Here is a 10,941-nt window from a genome sequence, read left to right as displayed (position 1 = left end):
GTCCGCGAGCGCGCCCGGCACATCCCCGCCGAACCGCGCGGCTGCCAGCACCGCCGCCTGCGCCCCGCCCAGCCCGCCCGAGTCACGCGCCGCACGGAGCAGCGCCTCGCCGGGTTGCCGTCCCGCGCGCACCTCCCCGGCAAGGGCCCCGCACAGCGCGATCACCGCCTCACCGTGCTTCTCCCGCGCCTGCCGTGCCTCCCGCGTCAGCCGCACCCGGCGCAGCACGGGCACGCCCACGGCCCCGGCCAGCAGGGGCAGGACTGATACGCCGAGCACCGCGACGAGCGCGCCCACGACGACCGACCACCACTCGGCCGGCCACCGCCGCATCCGTGCCACGACCCGTTCCCTGAGGGGCGGACCGGTCCCCGCTGCCTCGCCACCGCCCGCGAACAGAAACCGGGCCCGGCGCCCACCCGTGTCCGAGCCGCTCATCATCCAGGCCGCCGCCCCGGCACACACCAGTCCAGCACCGACCGACATCTCGCCCATCTCCGTCACAGCAACCCACTCCCACTTCCGTCGCGCCGGTTATTTCCATCACCTCGGTCGCCTCGGTCGCCTCGGCCACCTATGTCGCTTCCGTCGTCTGCGCCGCTTCCGCCGCTTCCGCCGCTTCCGCCACTTCCGCCGCTTCCGTCGTTTCCGCCACTTCCGTCGCTTCCGTTCCGCAGCAGCTCCCGCAGCCGTTCCCAGCCCCGCTCGCGCGTGAACGCCTCCGGACCCCAGCGCAGAGCGGGCACCGTCACCACGAACCCCGACGCGTCCCGCTCCAGCACATGCACCTCCGCGATGCGGCGGCGCCCGATCCGGTCGCGGACGAGATGGAGGACCACCGACAGCGCGGCCGCCAGCTGGCTGTGCAGTGCGGCCCGGTCCAGGCCCGCCGCCGTTCCGAGCGCCTCCAACCGGGCGGGCACCTGGGCCGCTGCGTTGGCGTGGAGGGTGCCGCACCCGCCCTCGTGGCCCGTGTTCAGCGCGGCGAGCAGGGACACCACCTCGGGGCCGCGCACCTCCCCGACCACGAGCCGGTCGGGTCTCATCCGCAGCGCCTGCCGCACCAGGTCCTGGAGCTCGACGAGCCCCACGCCCTCCTGGTTCGCGGGCCTTCCCTCCAGACGCACCACATGGGGGTGGTCCGGCCGCAGCTCCGCGGAGTCCTCGGCCAGCACGATCCGCTCGGCCGGTCCGACCACGCCCAGGAGTGCGCTGAGCAGCGTGGTCTTGCCCGACCCTGTCCCGCCGCTGATCACGTAGGAGAGCCGGGCGTCGATCAGCGCCCGCAGCACCTGGTCCCCATCCGGCGGCACCGTCCCCGCCGCCACCAGTTCGTCGAGCGTGAACGCGCGCGGGCGTACGACGCGCAGGGACAGGCAGGTGGATCCGACCGCGACCGGCGGCAGCACCGCATGCAGACGGGTACCGTCCGGCAGGCGGGCGTCGACCCACGGTCTGGCGTCGTCGAGCCGCCGCCCGGCCGCGGCTGCCAATCGCTGCGCGAGGCGTCGTACGGCCGCCGCGTCCGGGAAGGACACCGTCGTCAGCTCGAGTCCGCCGCCCCGGTCCACCCACACCCGGTCGGGCGCCGAGACCAGGACGTCGGTCACGGACGCGTCGGCGAGCAGCGGTTCCAGGGGGCCGCTGCCGACCAGTTCCGAACGCAGCTGCCGCGCCGCGCCCAGCACCTCCGCGTCCCCGAGCACCCGCCCCTGCTCGCGCAGGGCCTGCGCCACGCGTGCGGGGGTCGGCTCGGCCCCGCTCTCCGCCAGCCACTGCCGCACACCGTCCAGCAGCCGCACACGTTCCCCGGCGTGGGTTGCGGGCTCCGCTCCCCCGCCCGGACGCGGGGCGGATCCCGTGCCGTGGTCCGCCCTCGCCGCCGCGCTCCAACCCTTGGCCATGCGTCAGTCACCCGCCTCGGCCAGTGCCCGCTCCCAGAAGGCGGAGCAGAACCGGGCGAGCGGCCCCCGCGCCGCTCCCCCGGGCGGTACCGAACCGTCCGGCGGCGGTGTCTCGGCGGGCACCTCGCCGACCAGCGGCAGCCCCAGCAGGCGGGCCACCTCGTGGTCGCCGAGCCCGGGCCCGTACGGCCCCCGTACCGCGACCCGCAGGTCGGCCAGGACCATGCCGACGGCCGACGCCACCCGCCGCGCGGCCGCGACGGCACGCAACTCGGCCGGAATCACCAGCACCCCGACGTCGAGCTGGGCGAGGACTTCGGCGACGCCCTCGTCGACACGGCGCGGGAGGTCGACCACGACCGCCCCGCCGCGTCGCCGGGCCGCCGCGAGGACCGCGCGCACGGCCGGGGGCGGGACGGCAACGGTGTCTCCGCGGTCCCAGCTGAGCACCCGCAGCGCGTGCAGCTCGGGCAGGGACTCCTCCAGGGCACCGCCGCCGACCCTGCCGCGGGATGCGGCGAACGCCGGCCAGCGCAGCCCGGCGGAGGTCTCTCCGCCGAGGAGCACGTCGAGTCCGCCGCCCAGCGGATCCGCGTCCACCAGGAGGGTGCGCCTGCCCTCGCGCGCGGAGGTGACGGCCAGCGCGCAGGCGAGCGTGGAGGCGCCGGCCCCGCCCCGCCCGCCGATCACGCCCACGGTGAGCGCGGGCCGGCCGACCCCTTCGGCCACGTCGGCGATGCGGTCGACCAGCCACTGCTCGCCGTCCGGCAACACCAGGACATGCTCGGCGCCGATCTCCACGGCGCGACGCCAGACGCCGGAATCGTCCTGATCCCGCCCAACCAGCACCACTCCCCGCCTGCGCACGGCCCCGCGCACCCGACGCACCGCGTCGTCGCCGACGAGGACGAGTGGCGCCGCCTCCCAACTGCCCCGGTGCTCCGGCACGCCGGGGTGGACCTCCGGTCTGGCGCCCGCTGCCGCGCACAGGCGCAGCAGGTCGTCGAGGAGTTCGGCGTCCTCGGTGACGATCAGCGGTCCGCTCCGCCGCCCCTCGGCGACGGCCGGTCCCTCGTGTGTGATGGCTCCCGCCACGATCTCCAGCCCCCTTCGCTGCCTCTTCCGCCCGATTCGCGGGGCTCACTGCGGCCCCGCGCCTCCCGTGCGTGTGAAGAACCGGCAACCGGTCTCCATATGAACGGCCGATACGAACCGGCCATACGCGTCCGACAAACGGAACCGGAGGTGAACAAACCCGCCACCGGCGAGACGCGCTGGAATCACGGTGCGGCGATCCCGGAAATCTTGGGGATCTTGGTCGATAACTGTGGACAACTCAGCGGTTGTGAATATCGTCATCACCCATACCGGTGAGGCCCGGCGGCTTCCGCACAGCAGCTCGACGACTACGCACCGTAACGGATCATGGACCACGCGAAACGGCGCCCTCGGCGCCGCCGTACGGTCGCGAGACCGCGGAGAAACGGGGAAAAACCCACCCGGACATGCGACGACCCCCGCCGGGGGGGAGAGCGGGGGTCGTCCCCACGGCCGACTCGGGGGGGGAGGAGTCGGACCGGGTTAGCACGGTCGCGAACGATCCGTGACTTCCATGGTGTACCCGAGAGCCCTCTCAGGCAAACCCACGCGCCCCACCTTACGCCGAATGGTGGGCGCATATGCTCAGGGCGTGGAAAACCACTCCTTGCCCCGCACAGCGGCCTTCTTTGATCTGGACAAGACGGTCATTGCGAAGTCGAGCACGCTCACCTTCGGCAAGTCCTTCTACCAAGGCGGACTGATCAACCGCAGGGCCGCGTTGCGTACCGCATATGCCCAGTTCGTGTTCCTGGCAGGCGGCGCCGACCACGATCAGATGGAACGGATGCGCGAATACCTGTCCACGCTCTGCCGCGGCTGGAACGTCCAGCAGGTCAAGGAGATCGTCGCCGAGACGCTCCACGACCTGATCGACCCGATCATCTACGACGAGGCCGCCTCCCTCATCGAGCAGCACCACAGCGCCGGGCGGGACGTCGTGATCGTCTCCACATCGGGCGTCGAGGTGGTCGAGCCGATCGGTGAACTGCTGGGCGCGGACCGGGTGGTGGCCACCCGCATGGTCGTGGGCGACGACGGATGCTTCACCGGCGAGGTGGAGTACTACGCGTACGGACCCACGAAGGCCGAAGCGATCAAGGAACTCGCCGAGTCCGAGGGGTACGACCTGGCGCGCTGCTACGCCTACAGCGACTCGGCGACCGATCTGCCGATGCTGGAGTCCGTCGGCCACCCTCATGCCGTGAACCCGGACCGGGTGCTGCGCCGCGAGGCACTCGCGCGCGAGTGGCCGATTCTCGACTTCCACCGCCCGGTCCGGCTGAAGCAGCGGCTGTCGGTACCGCCGCGGCCGGCCCTTCTCGCGGTGGCGGCCATAGGCGCCGCGGCGGCGACAGCGGGGCTCGTCTGGTACGCGAGCCGACGACGCACCCCGGCCGTGTGAACCTCCGTGCGTGCGCGGCGGATAGCGCTCCCGCCCGATTCACGCCTCTTTGAACCTAAAAGTAAAGAACTATAGGCAGGGGTTCCGCTTACCCGGACCCTGGAGTACAAAGGACTTAAGGCCCGCGAGACCGAAGGAACATCCGAAAGGATCACCTTTTAAACGCAATTGGCCCCACGGACCGAGCATGAACACTGGGCACCCACGCGACGTCGACCCGTCGATTACGGGCCAGCCGCACCAGGTGACGGGCAACAGTTCCCGGCCTGATGGGCAACATATCGAGGACGCTTGGTAACCCGGCGGACATGCCAGCGGCGGTACGAGACCTCGTACCGCCGCAACCATGTGAGAGGCCCTCCGGCGAGGGCCTCTCCGCTGTCCGGGAGCTACGCCGCCCCGCGCTGCAGCGCCTCGCACACTGCGGTCGACTCTCGAACTCCCAGTTCGACCGCCTTGCCGCAGTGGGCGATCCAGGTCGCCATGCCGTCCGGGGTGCCCGACACATAACCGTCCAAGGCCGCGACGTAGGCCGCACGGCCCAGTTCCGCAAGACCGACCTCCGCCGGGCAGACCGCCTTCGGGTCCAGACCGCTCCCCACGAGGACGATGCGCTGTGCAGCGCGCGCCACGAGGCCGTTGTGGGAGCCGAAGGGGCGCAGGGCGAGCAGTTCACCGTGTACGACGGCCGCCGTCACGAGTGCTGGGGCCGAGCCGCCGGCGACGATCAGCTGTGAAAGCCCCTCGAGGCGGCCGTTGACCTCGGCGGCGTCCGGCAGCGGCAGCTCCACGAGCGGCTCGTCGACCGGCTCGCCGTCCTGACGCGGACGGCCCACGCGGGGGTCGGGGTCCGCGGCGGCCACCAGGTGCAGCCGCGCCAGCACCCGCAGGGGCGACTGCCGCCAGATGGACAGCAGTTGCCCCGCCTCGGCGGTCAGCCTGAGGGCCGCGCCGACCGTACGGGCCTCGTCGTCGCCACTGAAGTCGGTGCGCCTGCGCACCTCCTCGAGAGCCCAGTCGGCGCCGGACAGGGCGGCCGAACCGCGCGCGCCCCGCAGCGCCGCCTCGGAGGTGATCTCGTTGCTGCGGCGCCGCATGATCCGGTGCCCGTAGACCTGGTCCACGGCCTTGCGCACGGACTCCACGGCCTCGGCCACCCCGGGCAGCGCGCCCAGGGTCGCGAGCGGATCGGCGGTCGCACCTGTCGTACTCATGAGTACGACCCTACGCACCTCCGCGCGCCTCCTTCGAAGGAGTGGTCTTCCTCACGCCCGACCGCGACGGAGAGCAATCACGCGACTACCCTTGGTGAACATGAAAATTGCTTTCGTCGGGAAGGGCGGCAGCGGCAAGACCACCCTGTCCTCCCTGTTCATCCGCCATCTCGCCGCCACCGGAGCGCCGGTCGTCGCCATCGACGCCGACATCAACCAGCACCTGGGAGCCGCGCTGGGACTCGACGAGGACGAGGCCGCGGCGCTGCCCGCCATGGGTGAGCGGCTGCGGCTGATCAAGGAATACCTGCGCGGCTGCAACCCGCGGATCGCCTCCGTCGAGACGATGATCAAGACCACTCCTCCCGGGGAGGGCTCACGGCTGCTGCGGGTGCAGGAGCACAACCCGGTCTTCGACGCCTGCGCGCGCCCGGTGGAACTCGGCGGCGGCACCGTCCGTTTGATGGTCACCGGCCCCTTCACGGACGCAGACCTGGGGGTGGCCTGCTACCACTCCAAGACGGGAGCGGTGGAGCTGTGCCTGAACCACCTGGTGGACGGCCGCGACGAGTATGTGGTGGTCGACATGACGGCGGGCTCGGACTCCTTCGCCTCCGGCATGTTCACCCGCTTCGACATCACGTTCCTCGTCGCCGAGCCGACCCGGAAGGGGGTCTCCGTCTATCGCCAGTACAGGGACTACGCCCGCGATTTCGGGGTCGTCCTGAAGGTCGTCGGCAACAAGGTGCAGGGCCAGGACGACATCGACTTCCTCCGCGCCGAAGTCGGTGACGACCTGCTCGTGACAGTCGGGCACTCCGACTGGGTGCGCTCCATGGAGAAGGGCCGTCCGCCCCGGTTCGAGCTCATGGAGGACGCCAATCGCCGCTCCCTGCGCATCCTTCAGGTCGCCGCCGACGCCACCTTTGAACTGCGTGACTGGGAGCGCTACACGCGCCAGATGGTGCACTTCCACCTGAAGAACGCGGCCAGTTGGGGCAATGAGCGTACCGGGGCCGACCTGGCCGCGCAGATCGACCCCGGTTTCGTCCTCGGTGAGGGCCTGACCGCCGCCGTGTGAGCAATTGCCCCTCGCCACGGCTTGGCGGTTTCGCCGTGAGAACCGGCCTCCTCGCCCGGGAGGGAGGCGGCCGGCGCCCTGGCGACAACCGCCTTCCGTCGCTTACGGCGTGACCGGCGGGGCGCCGGGAACGCCCTTCGGAGCGGGGGCGGGAGGGGCCGCCGTCAAGGACTCCCAGCCCTCGGCCGGCGCCTGGCCCACCTTCAGCGTCCGCAGCCTCTCCAGGACCTGCGGATCCTGTGCGTCCAGCCAGTCGACGAGCTGATGGAAGGACACACAGCGCACGTCGGGCTGGTTGCAGACGCGTTCGACGACCTCCTGGACGGCGCGCATGTAGGTGCCGCCGTTCCAGGACTCGAAGTGGTTGCCGATGATCAGGGGCGCGCGGTTTCCGTCGTACGCCCGCTGGAAGCCCTGAAGCAGGCCGTCACGCATCTGGTTGCCCCACTCCTCGAACTTGTCGGGGTCGCCCTGGGTCTGGGTGCCCGACTGGTTGACCATGAAGTTGTAGTCCATGGTCAACTGCTCATAGGTGTGTCCGGGGAAGGGCACGAGCTGCATCGACAGGTCCCACAGGCCGTCCTTCTTCTTGGGCCAGACCTGTTCGTTGACTCCGGAGGTGTCGTAGCGGAAGCCCAGGTCGCGTGCCGCCTGCATGAAGTTCTTCTGCCCCTCCAGACACGGCGTGCGGGCGCCGATGAGCTCCTTGTCGTAGTCGAAGGGGAGCGACGGCTCCTCCTTCAGGCCGGCGTTGGTCTTCCAGGACTTCACGAACGCTTTCGCCTGGGCGATCTCGTCCTTCCACTCGTCGACGGACCACTGGCCGACCCCTCCTTCGTTGCCGCAGAAGTGGCCGTTGAAGTGGGTGCCGATCTCGTTGCCCTCCAGCCACGCCATGCGCACCTGCTCGGCGGTGTTCTTGATGCCGTTCTCGTCGTTGAAGCCGATCTCCGAGCTGCCCGGCGTGTGCTGCGGCGGCTTGTACAGGTAACGCTTCTCCTCGGGCAGCATGTACACGCCGCTCAGGAAGTACGTCATCGTCGCGTTGTTGGCCTTGGCGATCTTGCGGAAGTGCGAGAACAGCTTCTGGCTGTCCTCGCCGGCCCCGTCCCAGGAGAAGACCACGAACTGCGGAGGTCTCTGCCCGGGCTTGAGCCGCTCGGCTCTGGGCAGATGCGGCTGGGCACCCGTGAACGCCGTGGAGCCATCGCCGATCAGGCGGACCCCGCTGCCCGGAGCGGGGGCTCCGGCCGCCTTCCTCGCTCCCTGCTGGGGGCGGCTCGCGCCGGTCGTGCAGCCGGAGAGTGCGGTGGCGCAGGCCGCGGCCAGTGCGACGCCCACGTTGATCCTCTGGGTGGCGGCCATCTTCCGCCCACCTTCTTCCTTCAGTCGGGGCCACGCTGCTGTTCTGCGGCGGTGTTCTGCGGCGTCGAACGGGTGCCGGCCCGCACCCACCCGCAGCCCGACCAAGGTCGCACGGGGTATCGACTGAATTTGTATGACAAGCCGATGAAATGACCAACTCACCCTCTTGAGTGATTTATCGCCTGCATTTGCCCAGCTTTTCGATACGATTCCTTTACTCAGAATTACGATCCATTTACCGAGCGTTGAGACATCCCGCCGCTGTACGCCGTGACCCACGGCCGCGCCCCGACCCAGGCCCAGCCAGGGCCACCAGTTCCGCGACCGCGCCACACCGGAGGAGACGGGAACCATGCCCGCCTGCGTCCCCACCCGCGCCGCCGACTCGACTCGGCCGAAGCGCGTGCACCAGCCCCACAGTCCGCCGTCCCCGCCCCGACGCTTCCGCGTCGCGGGCGCCGATCTCTCGGCATCACTCGCGGTCTTCCTGATCGCCCTTCCACTGTCCCTGGGCATCGCCCTCGCCACCGGCGCTCCACTCCAGTCCGGCCTCGTGGCCGCGGCCGTCGGCGGGCTCGTCGCCGGCCGGTTCGGCGGCTGCCCGCTCCAGGTCAGCGGCCCGGCCGCTGGACTCACCGTGGTCACCGCCGACCTCATCCACCGCTACGGCTGGCGTACGACGTGCGCCGTCACCGTCCTCGCCGGCCTCACCCAACTCGGCCTCGGCCGCCTGCGTGTGGCGCGTACGGCGCTCGCCGTCAGTCCCGCGGTCGTCCACGGCATGCTCGCCGGCATCGGTGTGACCATCGCCGTCGCCCAGCTGCACATCGTGCTCGGGGGCACGCCGCAGAGCGCCGTCCTCGACAACCTCCGGGCGTTGCCCGCCCAGCTGGCCCGTCTCGACCCGGCCGCCGTCTCGACGAGCGCACTGACCCTGACCCTCCTGCTGCTCTGGCCTCGGCTTCCCGGACGGTCCGGACATCTCCTGCGCAGAGTCCCGGCCGCGCTCGTCGCCGTCGCCGGTGCCACCGTGACCGCCTCGCTCACCGGACTCGGCCTGCCCAGGGTCGAGCTGCCGTCCTGGCACAGCCACGCGCTCGCCGGACTGCCCGAGGGCCCCGTGCCCGGCATCGCCGCCGCCGTCCTGACCATCACGCTGGTGTGCAGTGTGCAGTCGCTCCTCGGAGCAGTCGCGGTGGACAAGCTCGCGGCCGGGCGCCACCCGCACTCCGGACGCTCGGATCTGGACCGCGAGCTGCTCGGGCAGGGCGCCGCGAACATCGTCTCGGGAGCGCTCGGCGGCTTGCCGATCGCGGGCGTCGCCGTGAGAAGTTCGGCGAATGTGCGCTCCGGCGCCCTCGGCCGGAACTCCACGATGCTGCACGGCGTTTGGGTAGTAGTAGCCGCGCTGCTGATGGTCCCCGTGCTCGAGCTGATCCCCCTCGCCTCGCTCGCCGCTCTGGTGATGGCCGTCGGCATCCAGATGGTGTCCCTGCACCACATCCGCACGGTCACCCGCCACCAAGAGGTGCCGGTGTACGCCGTCACCACGCTCGGCGTCGTCTTCGGGGATGTCCTGCAGGGCGTCACGCTGGGGGTCGCCGCAGCCGTCGCCATCGCCCTGCACCGACTCGCCCGCACCCGCATCACACACGAGGAGAGAAAAGGAGTCCATCACGTCCGTGTACGAGGTCAGTTGACATTCCTCGCGGTGCCCAGGCTCACCAGGGCACTGCACCTGGTGCCTCCGGGAGCGGACGCCGTCGTCGAGCTGGACGGGTCTTTCATGGACCACGCGGCGTACGAGTCCCTGCAGGACTGGCAGAGAACGCACCGCGCACAGGGCGGCACGGTCGCCGTCACCGGCCGCGCCGGAACGCGCATCGCGCTCCCCGCGCCGGACTCACCCGCACCGACGGGAGACTCCGAGTCCACGGAGGCGACCGCGTGCCGGTGCCGGCCCTGGACACCATGGCGCAACCACCAGTGCGAGGGCCCGCCGACCGCGCCGCCCGGCGGCCACCCGGACGGGTCGGCCGCCGGGGCCCGGCCGAGCGGGCACCAACTCGCGCGCGGGATCAGCGCGTTCCAGCGGAACACCGCCCCGCTGGTGCGCGGTGAGCTGGCCCGTCTGGCGCGTGAGGGACAGCGGCCCGCGCAGCTCTTCCTGACCTGCGCCGACTCGAGGCTCGTCACATCGATGATCACCTCAAGTGGCCCGGGCGACCTGTTCGTTGTCCGCAATGTGGGCAACCTGGTGCCGCTGCCCGGCGCGGAGAGCGGGGACGATTCGGTGGCCGCCGCCATCGAGTACGCGGTGGACGTACTGAAGGTGCGGTCCATCACGGTGTGCGGGCACTCCGGGTGTGGCGCGATGCAGGCCCTGCTCGCCACGGAGCCCGGCGGCGCGCAGACCCCGCTCAAGCGGTGGCTGCGGCATGGGTTGCCCGGTCTTGAACGGATGGCCGACGAGAAGCGGCCCGGCGCCCGGATCGCCGGACGGGACCCGGCCGACGTTGCCGAACAGCTGTGCCTGATCAATGTGGTGCAGCAGTTGGAGCATCTGCGGGCGCACGAGTCCGTGGCCCGGGCGCTCGGTGCGGGCGCGCTCGAACTGCACGGGATGTACTTCCACGTGGGCGAGGCACAGGCGTATCTGCTCACCGCGTCCGAGGACGGCGATGTCTTCGACCGGGTGGGTGCGGCCGGGGACCTGCGCAGCCCGGCCTGACATCGGGCGGCCGGTCGTCGGACCACGTGTGACATGGATCGCCGAATGAACCGGGGCGAAGGCGCGCACGTGACCTGGAGGGGACCTGTTCGGGAACAGCCCCTCACAGGTCTAAACCAATTTCCGGCCGGCCCTTGTCATCG

At 71.1% G+C, this 10,941-nt stretch carries 7 protein-coding genes and 1 pseudogene; 3 read left to right on the top strand and 5 right to left on the bottom strand.

Going from position 1 to position 10,941, the window contains the following annotated elements; all coding sequences use genetic code 11:
* The 3 genes and pseudogenes from AAW14_RS12545 to ssd all read right to left on the bottom strand — a co-directional run.
* Positions 1-495, bottom strand: a pseudogene (locus tag AAW14_RS12545) (hypothetical protein); the annotation flags it as partial.
* A 5-nt stretch (positions 496-500) separates the two neighbouring features.
* Positions 501-1,904, bottom strand: coding sequence for a TadA family conjugal transfer-associated ATPase (locus AAW14_RS12540; RefSeq protein WP_265563186.1), 1,404 nt, complete (start codon positions 1,902-1,904; stop codon positions 501-503).
* A gap of 3 nt (positions 1,905-1,907) precedes the next feature.
* Positions 1,908-2,999, bottom strand: a complete 1,092-nt coding sequence (gene ssd, locus AAW14_RS12535) for a septum site-determining protein Ssd (RefSeq protein ID WP_265563184.1) — start codon at positions 2,997-2,999, stop codon at positions 1,908-1,910.
* A 571-nt stretch (positions 3,000-3,570) separates the two neighbouring features.
* Between ssd and AAW14_RS12530 the strand changes: the two genes are divergently transcribed.
* On the top strand, positions 3,571-4,407 hold the full coding sequence (locus tag AAW14_RS12530; RefSeq protein ID WP_265563182.1) for an HAD family hydrolase: 837 nt from the start codon (positions 3,571-3,573) through the stop codon (positions 4,405-4,407).
* Positions 4,408-4,796: 389 nt separating this feature from the next.
* Here AAW14_RS12530 and AAW14_RS12525 read toward each other — a convergent pair whose 3' ends face one another.
* Positions 4,797-5,621 (bottom strand): oxidoreductase, encoded by an 825-nt coding sequence (locus tag AAW14_RS12525; protein WP_265563180.1) that lies wholly within the window; start codon positions 5,619-5,621, stop codon positions 4,797-4,799.
* A gap of 100 nt (positions 5,622-5,721) precedes the next feature.
* Here AAW14_RS12525 and AAW14_RS12520 point away from each other — a divergent pair, with 100 nt between their 5' ends.
* The gene (locus AAW14_RS12520; protein WP_265563178.1) at positions 5,722-6,702 is read left to right on the top strand and encodes an ATP-binding protein; all 981 of its coding nucleotides are present in this window, start codon (positions 5,722-5,724) and stop codon (positions 6,700-6,702) included.
* Between the two features lie 102 nt (positions 6,703-6,804).
* Here AAW14_RS12520 and AAW14_RS12515 read toward each other — a convergent pair whose 3' ends face one another.
* On the bottom strand, positions 6,805-8,067 hold the full coding sequence (locus AAW14_RS12515; RefSeq protein WP_265563176.1) for a hypothetical protein: 1,263 nt from the start codon (positions 8,065-8,067) through the stop codon (positions 6,805-6,807).
* A gap of 352 nt (positions 8,068-8,419) precedes the next feature.
* Here AAW14_RS12515 and AAW14_RS12510 point away from each other — a divergent pair, with 352 nt between their 5' ends.
* Positions 8,420-10,798: a bifunctional SulP family inorganic anion transporter/carbonic anhydrase gene (locus tag AAW14_RS12510; RefSeq protein WP_265563174.1), complete on the top strand. Its 2,379-nt coding sequence runs from the start codon at positions 8,420-8,422 to the stop codon at positions 10,796-10,798.
* Positions 10,799-10,941 lie beyond the last annotated feature (143 nt).

The organism is Streptomyces hygroscopicus, assembly GCF_026168105.1.
Lineage (GTDB): Bacteria > Actinomycetota > Actinomycetes > Streptomycetales > Streptomycetaceae > Streptomyces > Streptomyces hygroscopicus_D.
This window is presented reverse-complemented; position numbering and strand designations above follow the sequence as displayed.